The sequence below is a fragment of the Klebsiella aerogenes KCTC 2190 genome (assembly GCF_000215745.1).
GTDB lineage: Bacteria > Pseudomonadota > Gammaproteobacteria > Enterobacterales > Enterobacteriaceae > Klebsiella > Klebsiella aerogenes.
Genome location: NC_015663.1, coordinates 1,358,433 through 1,375,866, shown reverse-complemented (window position 1 = coordinate 1,375,866; position 17,434 = coordinate 1,358,433). Strand labels below are relative to the sequence as shown.

14 protein-coding genes and 1 tRNA gene are annotated in these 17,434 nt (G+C 44.2%); 6 read left to right on the top strand and 9 right to left on the bottom strand.

Annotated elements, in window-relative coordinates:
• Nucleotides 1–42: 42 nt before the first annotated feature.
• The 4 genes from EAE_RS06680 to EAE_RS06665 form a co-directional block, all read right to left on the bottom strand.
• On the bottom strand, nucleotides 43–732 hold the full coding sequence (locus EAE_RS06680; protein ID WP_015703837.1) for a helix-turn-helix transcriptional regulator: 690 nt from the start codon (nucleotides 730–732) through the stop codon (nucleotides 43–45).
• Between the two features lie 191 nt (nucleotides 733–923).
• Nucleotides 924–1,817 (bottom strand): GTPase family protein, encoded by an 894-nt coding sequence (locus EAE_RS06675; RefSeq protein ID WP_015703836.1) that lies wholly within the window; start codon nucleotides 1,815–1,817, stop codon nucleotides 924–926.
• Nucleotides 1,818–2,001: 184 nt separating this feature from the next.
• The gene (locus tag EAE_RS06670) at nucleotides 2,002–3,285 is read right to left on the bottom strand and encodes a hypothetical protein (RefSeq protein WP_015703835.1); all 1,284 of its coding nucleotides are present in this window, start codon (nucleotides 3,283–3,285) and stop codon (nucleotides 2,002–2,004) included.
• Between the two features lie 159 nt (nucleotides 3,286–3,444).
• Complete coding sequence (locus tag EAE_RS06665) at nucleotides 3,445–3,609, bottom strand: helix-turn-helix transcriptional regulator (RefSeq protein ID WP_161969156.1); 165 nt, start codon at nucleotides 3,607–3,609, stop codon at nucleotides 3,445–3,447.
• 365 nt (nucleotides 3,610–3,974) lie between these two features.
• On the opposite strand from EAE_RS06665, the gene EAE_RS06660 reads away from it, so the two are divergent.
• Nucleotides 3,975–5,147, top strand: coding sequence for a hypothetical protein (locus EAE_RS06660; protein WP_015703833.1), 1,173 nt, complete (start codon nucleotides 3,975–3,977; stop codon nucleotides 5,145–5,147).
• 304 nt (nucleotides 5,148–5,451) lie between these two features.
• Here EAE_RS06660 and ptuB read toward each other — a convergent pair whose 3' ends face one another.
• The 3 genes from ptuB to EAE_RS06645 are packed head-to-tail and all read right to left on the bottom strand — an operon-like array spanning nucleotide 5,452 to nucleotide 8,886.
• A complete protein-coding gene (ptuB, locus tag EAE_RS06655) occupies nucleotides 5,452–6,252 on the bottom strand; it encodes a retron Ec78 anti-phage system effector HNH endonuclease PtuB (protein ID WP_164926740.1) in 801 nt (266 codons plus the stop codon).
• Complete coding sequence (gene ptuA / locus EAE_RS06650; protein WP_015703830.1) at nucleotides 6,227–7,870, bottom strand: retron Ec78 anti-phage system effector ATPase PtuA; 1,644 nt, start codon at nucleotides 7,868–7,870, stop codon at nucleotides 6,227–6,229. The genes ptuB and ptuA overlap by 26 nt, the downstream gene beginning before the upstream one ends.
• A complete protein-coding gene (locus EAE_RS06645) occupies nucleotides 7,870–8,886 on the bottom strand; it encodes a retron St85 family RNA-directed DNA polymerase (RefSeq protein WP_015703829.1) in 1,017 nt (338 codons plus the stop codon). The genes ptuA and EAE_RS06645 overlap by 1 nt, the downstream gene beginning before the upstream one ends.
• 446 nt (nucleotides 8,887–9,332) lie before the next feature.
• Between EAE_RS06645 and EAE_RS06640 the strand changes: the two genes are divergently transcribed.
• Together EAE_RS06640 and EAE_RS06635 are read left to right on the top strand one after the other, a co-directional pair.
• Nucleotides 9,333–9,959, top strand: a complete 627-nt coding sequence (locus EAE_RS06640; RefSeq protein WP_161969154.1) for a hypothetical protein — start codon at nucleotides 9,333–9,335, stop codon at nucleotides 9,957–9,959.
• Nucleotides 9,943–11,031 (top strand): helix-turn-helix domain-containing protein, encoded by a 1,089-nt coding sequence (locus EAE_RS06635; protein WP_015703827.1) that lies wholly within the window; start codon nucleotides 9,943–9,945, stop codon nucleotides 11,029–11,031. The genes EAE_RS06640 and EAE_RS06635 overlap by 17 nt, the downstream gene beginning before the upstream one ends.
• A 60-nt stretch (nucleotides 11,032–11,091) precedes the next feature.
• Here the strand turns inward: EAE_RS06635 and EAE_RS06630 are convergent, their stop codons facing one another.
• A complete protein-coding gene (locus tag EAE_RS06630) occupies nucleotides 11,092–12,276 on the bottom strand; it encodes a tyrosine-type recombinase/integrase (protein WP_015703826.1) in 1,185 nt (394 codons plus the stop codon).
• A gap of 163 nt (nucleotides 12,277–12,439) precedes the next feature.
• A tRNA-Sec gene (locus tag EAE_RS06625) sits at nucleotides 12,440–12,534 on the bottom strand.
• Between the two features lie 291 nt (nucleotides 12,535–12,825).
• Here EAE_RS06625 and EAE_RS06620 point away from each other — a divergent pair.
• The 3 genes from EAE_RS06620 (at nucleotide 12,826) to EAE_RS06610 (ending at nucleotide 17,421) form a co-directional block, all read left to right on the top strand.
• Entirely contained in the window at nucleotides 12,826–14,220 is a 1,395-nt protein-coding gene (locus tag EAE_RS06620; protein ID WP_015703825.1) for a glycoside-pentoside-hexuronide family transporter, read from the top strand.
• Nucleotides 14,221–14,232: 12 nt separating this feature from the next.
• Nucleotides 14,233–16,551, top strand: a complete 2,319-nt coding sequence (yicI, locus tag EAE_RS06615; protein ID WP_015703824.1) for an alpha-xylosidase — start codon at nucleotides 14,233–14,235, stop codon at nucleotides 16,549–16,551.
• Nucleotides 16,552–16,698: 147 nt separating this feature from the next.
• Nucleotides 16,699–17,421: a MurR/RpiR family transcriptional regulator gene (locus EAE_RS06610; RefSeq protein ID WP_015703823.1), complete on the top strand. Its 723-nt coding sequence runs from the start codon at nucleotides 16,699–16,701 to the stop codon at nucleotides 17,419–17,421.
• The last annotated feature ends 13 nt before the right edge of the window (nucleotides 17,422–17,434 follow it).

Sequence of the window (17,434 nt, the reverse complement as noted above, 5' to 3'; positions counted from 1 at the left end):
ATAAGATATACAGGCTAAATCAGGTCTTCCTGATAGCTGGGACTAATAGCGAAATGTGTCAATAACATCACTGATAAGAGGAAAATGCGGTAGTGCCGCAATAAAACCTTCACCAGCAGTTAGGTATGAAATATCTTCGCGACGCTTAAAGCGCACCTCATCAAGCGTGACAGCACCAATACTGGTCAGAGCAAACACACGGATTTTTCCCGACTGACACACCACCAGATACCATTCCTCCACATAGTGAATAAGACGATAAGGCTCCAATGCTTCATGACGCTGCCCTTCAACCAACACAGTGATTTGTCGTTTCTGGCTGATAGCCTGCACAAGACGGGAGAAGAACTCGGGTAATGCGACATGGGATTTCAGGGGGGCATGCCAGATCAGGCAGGGTGAAGTCCCGGACTCGTTCATTAGCAGGTTCATTAGTTGCCTGTCTTGCACTGGGATTATCCGAGCAATACCTGTAGTACGTATAAACGAGAATGCGCCCGATGAATGATCGGGTGGTTGGCAATCATTCAAACGGTATCGTCCATTTTCATCCAGAATATCCAGATGGATTAGCCTCTGATTGAAGTCACGTTGTAGAGTGCGTTCAGAGACACCAAATTCATCCACCAGAGATTTGAGTGAGAGTGTTTCTCCCGCAAGCAGGCGGCTAATAATGACCGATAATCTGATCGCCAGTCGGTCGTAACGTGAGTCTTGCTCGTTGACGGACATATGGCCTCTCAGGGCAACAAATATGGTTCTATTTCATGCAGTTATTATGCAGCACAGGCCGGACACGTTATGTCGGCAAAGATAGGTAAAATAATGAAATCTGAAAAATAGTGCGGCACGATAACGCCTTGTTAAGAAAGGTTTTGTCTGATAAACATTCATCATAGCGACACAACCTGACGGATGTGGTGTTAGCCAAAAAATCTGTCCCATAACACGGTGGCAAGCTGCACTAATTTTTGGCGCAGTTTTCTCAAAAAGCTGGTCCAGCCTGACGGGAAAGAGTCCGGGTTTATCACCGTATCAAATGCATTTCCTGCCATCTCACCAAACCGCTGGCGTACAGCATCGTTGCTCTCTTTAGTCAGGTGCTCTGGTTTCAATTGCCGATAAAAGGCGCTGCTAGCCTGTATCGGTAATGCATGCACCATAAGCTCTACAAGGACCGTCAAGTTGTAGCCAGTATGAGCAGAAACTGCTATTACCGGATAAGAAGATGGAAACTGACCCGCAATTTGGGCGCTGATGGTGGCCAACGAAAGGCACTGTGTTGGAGAAGGCCGATCCTGGCATTCAGAGTTAGTTGGTAACGGAGGAATACATTCAGCCTGAGTTATCACAAATAAGAAACGTGATGGATCTGCGCCATTAGAAAGTAGCAATCGGTGTGTTGTAATATCTATTGCCCGGGCGCGATCATCAGCCCGTAATACCCAAATAACTAGGTCCAGTTCAACAAACAAACGATGATAGAGCGCCATATACTCAGCATCGAACTCAGGAGTCTCACCAACGCCAGGAAGATCGACCAGGGTTATGCTGCGTTCGCCCACAGTGAGGACCAAGCGTTGTGGTTCTCGGGTACACGCCATAAGCTCGCTAGTCAGACAAGTTTGCTCCTGGAATAGTGCGTTGCAAAGGCTGCTTTTACCTGCACCTGTTTTACCCATAATTCCAATTACAGGCTCGTAGTCGATAGATTGCTTTAACTGCTTCAGGATGCGTTCGGTTGAAGAAGAGGGTAGGAAGCTAAGACAGGCTTGGAATGCGTTTACCGCATCATGTGAATTAGAGTGTTTGGACATAAGGCGCTCCTTTGAATGTATTACCTGAAAGTCTTTCGGTTCTTCAAAGGAGTAATGAGGGTGTGAAATTTATTGGGATAGTGATATTAAGTTAACTTACTGTATTTTAGCGATAAAGTGTGGAAAAGTGAGCGCCAAAAACGACAGTTTTGGCGCTATTTATTTGTGGTGTTGTATTACCCGTTCAGCTAAGTGTTGAACCAATCCCGAAAACGTCCCCTGACCTAGGCAGTGTGTCAAGCACATACTCTGGAATGATAAAAAAGGTATTCACTTTGCTCTGTCTTCCTTTGAAATAGGAAAAGCTTACGATTTCGCCTAGCTCCCCGACGTCAACAACCTGAAGTGAGAAAAAACTATTGTAGAGATCGACAATTTCTCGGGGACTCTCAATAGCTGAGCCAAAAAACAGCCGTAGATATCGCCTTAGGAGTAGGTACATGCATCTTTCGTAGTTGTCCCTGCCCCATGCCCGAAATGGATGCCTTGTGGATAAAGCCGTGTCGTCGAACCAACGCTGAATTCTCATGAAACGCATTAGGAAACGGTCACGATCACCAGTTAAAATCGCATAAAACATGATAATAGCCACTAATTCAACATATACTGGAAGAAGACTCTCATAGTCCCGCCGAATAGCTTGAAGAAATTTAACAATGTCATGGTGCCCTAAGCGTAATAATTCCGAAATTAACAGCATTAGTAGGGGAAATTCATGATGCATTCCCCCAAACTCCGGCTGTTTGGCGTAATTACCATGGAAGTGCTTTAGTTTGCCAATTGATGAAAGCTCTTCGTCTACAACCTTTTTTCCAAATCGTGCAACTAGACCATCGTAAAGGCTTCCATTCAGTGGCATTTTTTTTCTTAACACTTTCAATCCGGGAAAAAGCCTACCTTGATACGGAATTGTATCTTTTAACATGCGATTGATACGTAATGGGGCAATGATCACATTATCAGGTGTATTTTCACCACCACTATTCACCGGATAGAAATGGCAAATTTCTAACCTTAGAAGTGGTATAGGTTTAATTTTTAATTTCTCCTTCGATACTCCCCATTGTTCGAGTGCTAAAACATAGCTCCTTTGATGCTTCGTTTTACATTGGTACAGTTGGTATAAACCAGTAATGTCATGCACTCCATTAATTGAAGCCAGTTCTATTGGGCTTCGCTTAATATGATGTTGAATATGCCCCCAGTAAGAAAATCCAATAATATCCGTTATGATCTTCCCTAAAATTTTTCTGGAACCCAGCTGGCGGTGTGCTTTGCAACAGTATTTTTTGTTTCTCATCTTTGCGAGGGACAGGCCACAATAATAACAAACTGATAATGCTTTAGCTTCTTTAGCTATCCGGTTTTGGACATATGCGGCATAATGTCGTTTACAGAGACGTTTAGATCTCTCTTTATTATTACCCCAAACAGACGTAGTGCAGTTTTTACGGACACAGATGGCCATGATATTATCCTTTATACCATTAAATGGTAATGCAGTTTAGATATTAGTATTGTTGTGTTATAGTTAATTATTAACCAATAGATAATTAACTGATATAAATATAATGTTAAATTTAATTATCAACATACAAATTACCTAGTCAATTATCTTTCTAAATTGCTATTGGCCTCTATTATTTGCTCTTTGCTCAATCCATTGTTCATACTCACTCAGTTTCCACCGGGAAGAGCGCCCTAGCTTAATTGGTGATGGAAATAGGCCTTTTTTTATTTGAGCGTAGAAGAACTTATTTGTCAGACCTGAATTGCTTACGATGTACTTCATATCGATTAAGAAATCAATATTATCGTAATCATGCGAAATGGTATCAGTATGTATTTTTCCCGGGATCAAGCTTGCAGCCCCCTCCATCGCGGCTTGAGAGAGAGCATCTAGAGACAGATGCTCAGGAAAATAATTTAATCTAAAAGGTTGGCGACGGCGAAAGCACCGAGCATACTTATAAATTTCATTTATCTGTTTGTTTTTATTGTTGTTTTCTGTTTTTTCTGACTTTTCCATTTTATAGTCTCTTCGTTGAATTAGTCTTTTAAGTACCGGTTTTTTGCTACGAAGAAGATGGTATTAGATTCTTTTAGTGTGTAAAATTGGCAAATTAGAAATACTTTTTTAGACACTGGAGCTTATTAATGCCAAAGGTGACACAGGTTCAAAATGCTGTAATAGATATAATGGATTTTATACATTTCAAGAATGTCTATACTTCACTATTTTTAAGTAATGAACAAACTAAAGCTTGTTTAGTTATTTTTTCGTTAGTGGAAGAGGTCACAAATAGGATCTGTTCATCACTTATCGAGCGTGATATTTTAAATCACTATCTTCTATGTGGTATCGAGGTTGCCTTAAGTAATGATGAAATTGATACGTTTAAGGTTTTTGGCAATGTCGATAATATGTCTTATGAAGAATTGGAGAAGTTAATAAACAAAAGGACTGAAATATCCATTTCTACTCTCTCTAATTTAGCTGAGAAAAATGGAGTTAATAAAGCGGTTTTTCTTAATTCTTTAGAATATTTACTAGCTAAAGAGGAAATAGCAAATACTTCACCAGCGATAAGATTTAGACTTGCATCTAAAACGGTCAGTATTATTCATCCGCTAGATTCAATTTTATTTTTTAATTATTTAAATGATTTGGGTATTCTTTACGCTGCAAAATACAACGCCAAAACTTCTCGAGAAGAAAGTAAATGTGCTTTTATAAGAGTTGGACTTTTGATGGAGTTTGAGATTTTGAGATCTAATGTGAAATATATTGCTGGACCTGGGGGTTCTGATGAGTTAATAATAAAGGCTCCTCCTAAAGGAACCTCATCGATTGTATGTCGTGATATGGCTGATAATTATAAATATCTTATCGATGTACTATTCTCTAATACTACTGATTTATTTTGGTTCCAAGCATTACATATGGACCACCGAAAGTCAGCAAACTATCTATTAATAAACGTTAACCGCCTTTTTAGGCATAAAAGATTATTTAAGGGAACGTTTGCCAGGTGGCCAGGAACTTTGGGAATTTTTCTTATGAGTCTAATAAAAAAAGAAAATGTTAACCAACCTATTTATTGTGAAAGTGATAATAAAGGAAGTGTAAGTGAAAAGGCGTGTCGTGAATTAGAGAGGCTTGATATTACTCTGTCAGAAAGAACGTTATATCTTCGATATAGAAAAATTTTGAAAAATGAGTACTTAAAGGTGAGGTTTTACTGTGAACAGTGTGCAAAGTTAAATTATTATTTGTCTTGGGATTATGAGGATTTATATTATAATGATGCTGTTCTGTTGGATATATAAACAAATGAAATGATGCTAATTTATATGTTTATGTTGCAGTGTAATATTTAAATTACTCAGGATACATGCGAGGAAAACGTTGATTTTTTAAGAGCTAGCATAAGTAATGCTGTTATACCCAATAAACTTGAAGTTGCATGCTTAAGCAACAATGCAGCCCAAGCCTTATGGGCATGCCACGACACGGGCAGCATGCAATTTAAAGTATTATCGATATGAATGTAATATACCGGCTAACATAATGGATAAAAAACAATCATCCTGATGATTAAATGTCATCAACTGTATAAGTTATATTTTAATATTAATCATTATATTCTGATTGTCGTAAAACATCCTCTGCAGCTGGACCAAGATACCATCTGATTGTAGAAAAAAAAGGAGATAGCTTACCGTTATTATCCGGGCAAAGGTAAGCTTCAGATAACTCATTCAAAACTGCAGGAAGATTTTCTTCTGGAAATGAAAGTAATTCATCTCTTATTTTTTGGATTGTGGCGCTTCTAAATCTTTCAATTTTCTTTGTGTTAAGTTTTAAGTATTCAATAGTTTTATTTGCTTTTTCCTTAATTTCTTGTGGGCAACTATCAGATACAGAAATAGTTCCCTCCTCATTAAACTCAAAAAGCGATGGAAATGCTGGTATATCTACAGTGGGGTCGAGGATAATTGCTGTCCAATCATTATTCATTTTGGGTACATCACAATGAGTATGTGGGTTGCTATACCTTTCCTCGCTCTCTACTACATGTGGTACGTTCCCTCCAGTACAACATCCAAATAAGTTTGGCCAGTGCAAAGCATAATTTATACCATCACCTCTTGATTCGCCTGCCTTTGGATTTTCCGGAAAGAAATGTTCTACCCTGAAATCATCAAATCCAATTCCTCCAGAATCCTTAAGATCTATTTCACAATAAACGCATAAACCAAATTGCTCTTTTTTTAGAGCATCTCGAACTGACTGATTTGCCTCTGCTCCAGCATTTTGTCTGAAGCCATTCTTCCAATCACTGTTAGGATTTTCCCTTTTATATATAGATAATAAATTCGGCTCATCCCCTTTTTTTATTTTTTCATTATTTTTTCCCTCTTCTAAACTCACGAAGCCTAATATCCATTTGCAGTTTTTTCATTACTGGATCGTGTTTACCCGCCCATTTATCGAGCTCCTTCTTTAAATCTTCAGCCTCATCCGTATCCCACTTATCGAGTTCTATTAAATCTTTGTACCGGTTAAGCATTTTTACTTGCTCAATATTTTCCGGGCGAGAGTTTACAAGAAATATATCTTCAAGAATCATATCGGACTCGGAACCGAGAGAGAATTCAGGTTCGACAATATTTAGTATTCCATTTTCATCATTACGAATAACTTTAATGCAATGGCTCGGTGCGGTTGATAATACCTGAGGGCTATGAGTTGTTATAATAAATTGAATGTTAGGAAAAGTATCCTGTAGTTGTCCAATGATTTCCTGTTGCCATTTCGGGTGTAAGTGTAAATCAATTTCATCGATAATTACAACACCATGACCTTTTAAAGCATCAATCCCTTTTCCTGGATTTAGAAGAATAAGCCTACGGCTAATATCACTGACTAAGGAAAATAAAGCTTTTTCACCCTGAGAAAGGTCAGTTGCAGAAATAGTTATACCTTTTTTGTCAAGTAAGATTGATACGTTATCTTTATCAACTTTCATTCTTATATTGTCGATGCTCATAAATTTATATATTGCTTTTTTAACAACACTAACGATATTGCCATCGACATTATTTAGATTTAACTGGAATTCTGCAATTTTCATGCGAAGTTCATCTAATTCATTTTTAAGTTTTAATCCAATAGAGGATTCTTCTTTAGTCTCATCTGCTAAAAAGTTGTAGATTTCATATGTTGTATTATATTTAACTTCAAGAGAAGATAGTTTGTTTTTGATATCATCAACTTCATCATTGTTTTGAGAGCCACAAAACAACATCCACTTAATTAAATTCTTGAAATTCCTAGATTCTTCAAATGAAAAGCTGTACCCATCTAAGTTATTAAATGCAGTAATTTCACCATTTTTTTGTTCATCATCTGTTTTTATTTCTAAAGCTCTACTAACTGAATAGTGGCAAAAGAGAGGGAGACAGGATTCACCTTTATATTTACTGTTGAGTGAATAATACATTTCGGCTAAATTTTTAAACTCACTCAATGAGCTTCTGTTCTTATTTGTACTGTTTTTATTTTTATACAAGATGAGTGTGAATGTTGATTTCTCATCAAGAGTTAATGTTGCTGTAATTGCACAATCTTTTGCATCTTGAGAATTATTTATTTCAGCAGGATGGATTCCTTTACCATTTGCTCTATTTTTAATACCATTAACCAGCCAAGTAGATGCTTTTACTATAGATTCAATTATTGTCGTTTTCCCGCTGCCATTCACGCCTACAAAAATATTCAAGTATGGGTCAAGGGTGATTTTTTTTACCGTTTTTCTAATACCTTTATAATTTACTAACTCTAAGCTAGAAAAAAAAGGTCGTTTTGTTTGAAGGTTTTCATTTATATGATCGTAATATTCTTGGGCTTTAGCTTTATCTGTATTTAGAGAATAACGCCCTGACTCCATCCATCCTGCAACTTCAAACATATCCCCCAGATGTCCTTTTTCTGCACCTTCAATTTTTTCAGTTACAGTTCTGGTTGCCTTTTTATTTTTACCTTCCATTATTTCCTCCATTGACCAGAGATTATTTTATCTACCAAGTTAACTGAGTATTTTTTCATCATTCTTTCGATAAATAAAGGCTCTATATGTTTCGAAAAGGATAAGAGCCCCTGTAGTTTAGCCAGTTCAATATCGTCAGATTTTCCTAGGGAGTATTTATGGATCATTGACGATATTATCCTTTTTTTCTCTCGACCTAAAGATAGAGTGTCATTATTAGTAATGGTAACTCCTGCAATATGCCTGTTATGTGCTTTAGATGAAAAACTGGTTTTAACTTCATTAATCGTTAATTTTTTACCAAACTCAGTACTTAAAACATATTGGATTAGGCTTGGGATTTTAAAAAGTATATTTTTATTCTTAGTAGAAAAAAATAAATCATCGGCATATCTCGTATATGTGATCTTCAGAGGCGCACAGATTGAACTAATCGTTTCATCGAATGAAAACATAATGAAATTTGATATTAATGGCGATGAAGGTGCACCTATGCTGAGAATAAGGGTTCCTGTATTTGTCTTCTTGGGACTCCAAAACGCAGAACGACGGATTAATGCTTTGTCTGCTGCGCTTAGTTGGATTTTATGTTTCTCAATCCGCTCCTCAAATAGATTAACATCAATACTATTAAAGAAGTCAGCGAGATCCATTCTTAAAAAATATGGATTTGTCACATGTTGAAGCGCATTATCTTTAATACTAATATTTTTTCTATATGCATACGCAGCATCATGTACAGGTAATTTATCATTTAAGAATTCAACTAATCCTCTTTGGATCACCTTGAGAGCTCTTGACGGATGAGCAATTGTACGTTTGCCCCCATTTTTTTTGGGGATTGTATAAACTCTGTACATCTTGGGGCCACTTACCATCACCTTTGCAAGTGAGACAGTGAGCCATTTTTCCACATCCAATTTCGTCACTTTTTTAGACGAGGAGGTAGAGAGCAAACTGAACGCCTGTTCCGCAACTAAGGGGCTGGTGAGTAAATGATGTTTTAGAGTTGTCATTTTATCGACTCTAGAGTTAGAGCCCTTCAGATGAAGGGCTGTGTTGCGCTCTTTACTAGAGGAAGCGAAAGTCTCGCGACCTAAGTGAGTTAACGAACTTGGGTCGCGAGACTTTCGCAACCACAATGTCGTTCAATAAGTTGGTGTCTGGCGAAGCGCCCGACAAGGCTTTAATACTGAGCCACAAGCTAAAGAGCAATCAAAGCATATCAGACAAGCTAACTGTCCAGCAACACAGCAGCGATTTCAGCAACTGCTATTGATGGGGCTCGAACAAGAATGCACTGCGAGCTTAACAGGAGAGTGTAGTGCAAAAATAATAAATGTTAAAAAAACATATAGTTACCTTGTTTTGGAATATTTTTTGGAATAATTTGTTGTAAAAAATGTGGCTGAGTTTTATGCTTATCCATGACATTTCACAGCAAAAATTCCAGAGATTCTATATGTCTTTAATCAACAAAGAAGAAGCACATTCAGTCTGTCAACCCTACTACCACACCCTAACTTCAGTTTTCGACAATGTTTGGAAAAATTGGCTTCAAAACGATGTCGCACGACGGTTGATTGATAAGCGTGTTCGTTCAGCTGTTCTCCGCAATGACGCATTGTTTTTCCTTAAAGACAGTATTGAAACTTCTAATCTTAAAGGGATCAAATATGTAAAAATGCCATATCAGGTAGGCTTTCTGATTCAGGATCGATATTTTGTAAGGATTAAGAAAGGTGATAAGAGCCTTCGTTCTTCCAATTACCCTACTCAAAGAGCCTTGGATTTTCATAATCCTGAAATGGACATGTTTGGAGGATTAGTTCGTTTAGAGCTACTCTACATACTTAGTGACGATGGTGTAGGAATTGATAAAATTGTTCTCACGCAGCGCAATGGTAAGTTTGTTGCGTGGGCAATTGATTTAACAGATGAAAATCTGTACGAAATGCCTATATCTAAGCTTGAATTGAACATACCCCAACCACAGCCTGTTAAGACGGTTTCCCCAGCAAAAAGTGTTGTGAAACCAAGACGGGCTAGAAAGACAGAACCGAAGGTAGAAAATGGTCGTGGAGATTAAGTCAGCAGCCACAATACGCCCAGAGATGATTGAGTTGCGTCGGAAAATGTTGGGTATGAGCCAGAAGGATTTGGCTCAGATTATCGCCATTTCTCAAGGAACCTTGTCTAAGATTGAGCAAGGCCTTAAGCCGGCCACTGATGAGCAAATTGATAGCATCGCAAAAGCGCTCAACTGCCCCATTGAGTTTTTCATGATGTCTGAAAGGCTTTATGGCGGACCCATAAGTGCAAATCCCATGTATCGTAAAAAAGCGTCAGTCGGTATGAAAGTACTGGACAAGCTTGTTGCGGAAGTAAATGTACGCATAGCCCATCTCAGAAAACTTTTGCAGTTCGTTGATTTTGAACCTGAATATGAACTCCCGTACTATGATCCTGACGATTATGAAGACAATATTGAGCAAATTGCGCGTAACGTTCGTACAGCATGGCACATCCCACGCGGACCAATAAAAAATCTAGTCGAAGTGTTAGAAAGGGCAGGAGTCATTATCATCGACTGTGATATGGAAGATACGAGTCTTTCCGGCCTTAGTTATAACCTAGCTGGCCTGCCGCCACTGATTTTTATAAACAAAAACCAGCCAATGGACCGCTACCGATTTACCTTAGCTCATGAGCTGGGACATTTAGTCATGCATCGTGCTCCTACTCCTGAAATGGAAGAGGAGGCAAACACTTTTGCTGCAGAATTACTTATGCCCGCTTCCGATATTTATAATGATTTAAGAAATGTAAGTATTGAAAAGGCTGCCGCACTTAAACCATTCTGGCGAACCTCAATGGCTGCGTTGTTTTACAGAGCTAAAACATTAAAAGCTATTACGGCAGGCCAAAGTGATTGGATCTGGAGGCAGATGTCCATCAAACGTTACAAGGTTGATGAGCCTGTAAAACTCGATATAAATGGGGAAAAACCCACTTTACTGAATGCAATTATTGATCATGCGAAAGAAGAACTGGGTTATGATCAGAATGAACTTGCATCTATATTCAACCTATTTTTACCCGAAGTTAACCAGTTGTACTCACTGAGTACACAAAATCAGCATTTACGTTTAGTAAATTAAAAAGGTAATGGCTGAACATTTATAGTTTAGCCATTTTACTTAATACTATGTTTTCATTGGTTAAAATGATGTTCTAAGCAAGTGGGTAATATAGTCTGCATACCACTGCATCATCTCTTTCCTTCCATCCAGATACTGCGCATGGTTGTAAGCTCCACGAATCGCATTCTTGTCCACATGAGCAAGTTGAGTTTCAATCCACGCAGAGTCAAAACCTTCTTCGTGTAGTATGGTACTCATTGTGTGCCGAAAACCATGCCCCGTCACCCTTCCTTTGTATCCTAATAACTCGATCACCTGATTAATGCTTTCCTTTGAGATCGGCTTAGTGCGATCATTGCGTCCAATGAATACAAGTGGATATAGCCCAGTAATAGGTTTTAGTGATTCAAAGAGTGCTACTACCTGATCCGACATAGGTACGATATGCGGTCGTTTCATCTTCATTACTTCAGCTGGTATCTCCCAGAGTCGCTTTTCAAAGTTGATATCTTCCCAACGGGCGAAACGCAACTCCTGAGTTCGTACACCTGTAAGCATGATGATTTGGGTTGCCGTCTTGGTAATAATGCTACCAGTGTACCCAGCTAGATCTTTGAGGAAGTGCGGTAGTTCTTCAGCGGTCAGAAAGGGAAAATGTGTTTTCTTAGGTGTAGCGAGGGCAGTAGCGAGATCGGGGGCAGGATTGTATTCAGCACGTCCGGTCACAATCGCATGACGGAATACTTCACCACAGCGTTGCCTGACTTTGCGCATCTTTTCTAGTGCTCCACGTTTTTCCATTCGGCGCAGAGTTTCAAGTAACTCCATCGGTTTTATCTCTGCAATGGGACGCTTGCCAATGTAGGGAAAAACATCTTTCTCGAACGTATCAATGATTTCTTCACGATAGCGCAACGACCAACGGTCAGCTCTCACCTGATGCCATTCTCTCGCAATTGCTTCAAAAGTGTTTTCAAAGCCTAGCTTCTGAGCGATTTTCTCCGCTTTCTTTACTTCACCAGGATCGTTACCCGCCGCCAGTACCTTTTTGGCAGCTTCACGTTTATCACGCGCTTCAGCTAAGGAGACTTCTGGATATACACCAAAGGCCAGGCGTTTTTCTTTACCAGCGTAACGGTACTTCAAACGCCAGTAACGTGAGCCGCTGGTCGCTACCTCAAGGTAGAGACCACCGCCATCAGATAACTTGTAAGGCTTTTCTTTCGGTTTAGCAGTATCAACTTGACGGGCTGTTAACTTCATTGGGGGCACCTCAAAATGGGGGCATCTTTTATGCCCCCCATAATGCCCCCAGAATGTACTTGATTCTGGTAGACATGAGTTGACCTCAGGAGAACATAACTGATTGCAATAGCAGGTAGTATAAGGGATTTATTGACTGTGGGGGAATTCAGGGGAGGCTAATTGGCGGAAGATCACAGGAGTTGAACCTGCCCGGGACCGCTGGCGGCCCCAACTGGATTTGAAGTCCAGCCACCTCACCGGAGATGACGATCTTCCGCGCCTCGATTGCTACATGGAGGCGGGCGCATTATAGCTACTTTCAGGCATTTACCACATACCTAAACGCACTTTTTTACTGTTAAAACTGGACTTTGCAGAACAGTCTGAGACAAATCCGTTCAAAATCCATGGGTTACACTTTTTCACACTCTTTCGGGCTACCGCGATCACAGAAAACAAGAAACGTAATTTGATAACGAGATATCGCAATTCATCTTACTGCGCCAAAGGTTTAAAAAAACCGTAACCGGTACCAATCCGCGGTGCCGCTAAGGGAATAGTGCGCAAATGAAAGATCATATTCTGTCCGTCAAAGAGAAAATTGGCTACGGTATGGGTGACGCCGCCAGCCACATCATTTTTGATAACGTCATGTTATACATGATGTTTTTCTACACCGATATTTTCGGTATCCCCGCCGGCTTTGTCGGCACCATGTTCCTGCTGGCGCGGGCGCTGGATGCGATTTCCGACCCGTGCATGGGCCTGCTTGCCGACCGTACCCGCAGCCGTTGGGGTAAGTTCCGCCCGTGGATCCTCTTCGGCGCTATCCCGTTCGGCCTCGTCTGCGTGCTGGCTTACAGCTCGCCGGATTTAAGCCACAACGGCAAGCTGATCTACGCCGCCATGACCTACACGCTGCTGACCCTGCTCTACACCGTAGTGAATATCCCCTACTGCGCGCTCGGCGGCGTGATCACCGACAACCCGACGCAGCGCATCTCGCTGCAGTCCTGGCGCTTCGTGCTGGCGACGGCGGGGGGCATGCTCTCCACCGTGCTGATGATGCCGCTGGTCAACTTTATCGGCGGCGAAAATAAAGCGCTGGGCTTCCAGGGCGGCATTGCGGTGCTCTCGGTGGTCGCCTTCCTGATGCTGGCCTTCTGTTTTTTCACCACCAAAGAGCGTGTCGAAGCGCCGCCGAGCAGTACCTCGATGCGTGAAGACCTGCGCGATATCTGGCGTAATGACCAGTGGCGGGTGGTCGGCGTGCTCACCATCCTCAATATCCTCGCGGTCTGCGTTCGCGGTGGCGCGATGATGTACTACACCACCTGGATCATGGGCTCGGCGGCGTTGTTCACCGTCTTCCTCACCACCTACTGCGTCGGCAACCTGATTGGCTCGGCGCTGGCGAAGCCGCTGACCGACTGGAAATGTAAAGTCAGCGTCTTCTGGTGGACCAACGCCCTCCTGGCGGTGCTCAGCGTGGCGATGTTCTTCGTACCGATGGACGCCGAAATCACCATGTTCGTCTTTATCTTCATCATTGGCGTACTGCACCAGCTGGTGACGCCAATCCAGTGGGTGATGATGTCCGACACTGTCGACTACGGCGAATGGTGCAACGGCAAACGCCTGACCGGCATCAGCTTCGCCGGCACCCTGTTTGTGCTTAAGTTGGGGCTGGCGCTGGGCGGCGCGCTGATCGGCTGGATGCTGGCCGGCGGCGGCTATGACGCCGCCGCTAAAACCCAGAACAGCGCCACCCTCACCATCATTATCGCCTTGTTCACCCTCGTTCCGGCGGTGTGCTACCTGCTGAGCGCGGTAATCGCCAAACGCTACTACACGCTGAAAACGCCGTTCCTGAAAAAAATGATGGCCGAGCTGGCCGAGGGCGCGCGTCGCAACGAACAAGAATTCACGGCAGCCCCGATCGAAAAAGAATGGCAAAACTAAGAGGACGTTTTAATGAAAATCAGTGATGGAAACTGGCTCATTCAACCAGGGCTCAACCTGATCCAACCCGTACAGGTTTACGAGGTGGAGCAGCAGGGGAATGAAATGGTGGTCTATGCCGCACCGCGCGATGTCCGCGAACGCGCCTGGCAGCTGGATACGCCATTGTTCACCCTGCGCTTTTTCTCGCCTCAGGAAGGGATAATCGGCGTGCGCATGGAGCACTTCCATGGCGCGCTGGATAACGGCCCGCACTATCCGCTGAACGTGCAGAAAGACGTCCATGTCGAAATAGAAAATACGGCCGAGTTCGCCGAGCTGAAAAGCGGCAGCCTCAGCGTGCGGGTGACTAAAGGTGAATTCTGGGCGCTGGATTTTCTGCGCGACGGCGTGCGTATCACCGGTAGCCAACTGAAAAACAACGGCTACGTGCAGGATAGTAAGACCCAGCGCAACTACATGTTTGAGCGCCTCGACCTCGGCGTCGGCGAAACCGTCTACGGCCTCGGCGAGCGCTTTACCGCGCTGGTGCGCAACGGCCAGACGGTAGAAACCTGGAACGAAGACGGCGGCACCAGCACTGAGCAATCCTACAAAAACATTCCGTTCTACCTGACCAACCGCGGCTACGGCGTGCTGGTGAATCACCCGCAGCGCGTCTCCTTCGAGGTGGGCTCGGAGAAAGTCTCTAAAGTCCAGTTCAGCGTTGAAGGCGAATATCTCGAGTACTTCGTGATCGACGGCCCGACGCCGAAAGCGGTGCTTAACCGCTATACGCAGTTCACCGGCCGCCCGGCGCTGCCGCCGGCATGGTCGTTCGGTCTGTGGCTGACGACCTCGTTCACTACCAACTATGACGAAGCGACGGTAAATAGCTTTATCGACGGCATGGCCGAGCGCCATCTGCCGCTGCACGTCTTCCACTTCGACTGCTTCTGGATGAAGGCCTTCCAGTGGTGCGATTTTGAATGGGATCCGCTAACTTTCCCGGACCCGGAAGGGATGATCAAGCGCCTGAAGGCGAAAGGGCTGAAGGTCTGCGTGTGGATCAACCCGTACATCGGCCAGCGCTCGCCGGTGTTCAAGGAGCTGAAAGAGAAGGGCTATCTGCTTAAGCGCCCGGACGGTTCGCTGTGGCAGTGGGATAAGTGGCAGCCGGGGCTGGCGATTTATGACTTCACCAACCCGGAAGCCTGCCAGTGGTACGCCAGCAAGTTAAAAGGTCTGGTAGCGATGGGGGTCGATTGCTTCAAGACCGACTTCGGCGAGCGTATCCCGACCGACGTGCAGTGGTTTGACGGTTCCGATCCGCAGAAAATGCACAACCACTACGCATTCATCTATAACGAGCTGGTGTGGAAGGTGCTGAAAGAGACCGTCGGCGAGCAGGAGGCGGTGCTGTTCGCCCGTTCCGCCTCGGTGGGCGCGCAGCAGTTCCCGGTGCACTGGGGCGGCGACTGCTACGCCAACTACGAATCGATGGCGGAAAGCCTGCGCGGCGGGCTGTCGATCGGCATGTCCGGCTTCGGTTTCTGGAGCCACGATATCGGCGGTTTCGAAAACACCGCGCCGGCCCACGTTTATAAGCGCTGGTGTGCCTTTGGCCTGCTCTCCAGCCACAGCCGCCTGCACGGCAGCAAATCCTATCGTGTGCCGTGGGCCTACGACGAAGAGTCCTGTGACGTGGTGCGCCACTTCACGCAGCTGAAATGCCGCATGATGCCGTATCTCTATCGCCAGGCGGCGCTGGCCAACGAGTTCGGCACTCCGATGTTGCGTGCGATGATGCTCGAATTCCCGGACGATCCGGCCTGCGACTATCTCGACCGTCAGTATATGCTCGGCGATTCGGTCCTGGTGGCGCCGGTGTTCTCCGAAGCGGGCGAGGTGCAGTTTTATCTGCCGGAGGGGCGCTGGACGCACCTGTGGCATAACGATGAATTGCCGGGTAGCCGCTGGCATAAGCAGCGTCACGATGCACTGAGCCTGCCGGTCTACGTTCGTGACAACACCCTGCTGGCGCTGGGCAACAACGACCAGAAACCCGATTATGCCTGGCATGAAGGCACCGCCTTCCAGCTGTTCCAGCTCGACGATGGCCGCGAAGCTCTGTGCCAGGTTCCGGCGGCCGATGGTTCCGTGATTTTCACCCTGAAGGCGAAGCGCCAGGGCAACACCATCACCGTGAGCGGCGAAGGCGAAGCCCGCGGCTGGACGCTGTGTCTGCGCAATATCCCGCAGATAGCGGGCGTGGAGGGTGGGACGCAGGCGGGCAGCGAACTGGGCGTGGTGGTGAGCGCCCAGGGCAATGCGCTGACGATTTCGCTGTAAGTCAATACAACCCTCTCCGCCAGCGGCGAGGGTTTTTTTATTCCATTTATTTCACATATCGTAACGTTCGTTTCATTCTGGTGACTCATCCCACAGACCGATTTGCTCTCCGGTGGTAGCGTAATCTGCCGCTGAGAGGAGCCCGTAATGGACTTAGAAAATATCTTTCGTGACGTGAAGTTGAGTAAAACCGAAATGACCGTGCTGCGTTTTATTCAAAATGACCCGCAACTGTGTATCCGCGAAGGGATCCGCACCGTCGCGGAGCGCTGCTACAGTAATCCTTCTTCGCTGGTGCGGCTGGCGAAGAAGCTTAAGTTCAGCGGCTGGCTGGAGCTGGTCTATTTCATCAAGTTCAATATCACCATGCCAAAGCTCGATGTCACCAACGATATTGATTATATGAGCATTCAGCCGGCAGAAGCGCTGACGCCGCTGCTGGCAGGCCTTGAGCAGCAGCGTATTTTGATCCACGGCAGCGGTTTTTCGCAGCTAATCGCCCAGTATATTTATAATAAGTTTCTCGTTACCGGCGTGAACGCCAGCCTGGCGTTGTGGCCCGATTACGAAATCCTTGAGCAAAAAAACGCTGCCCGCTTTGATTCCATCTGGATCATTTCTAAATCCGGACGCAGCAGTTCGGCATTAAATTGGGTCAAGGCGCTGGAAGGCAAGGAGATAAACCTGGTTTGCTTTACCGGCGATTATCAAAGCCCGCTGGCGCAGGCCGCGAATACGGCGTTTATTATTCACGACCCGCAGAAGTTCGACGATGATATTTACTGGAGCAACCCGTTTTTTGGCTACTGCATATTGGGCTTTGAGCGGCTGTTAAAAATGTGGTTTACCAGCGTACCTAGCAATAGGTAGCCCCGCTAAGCGT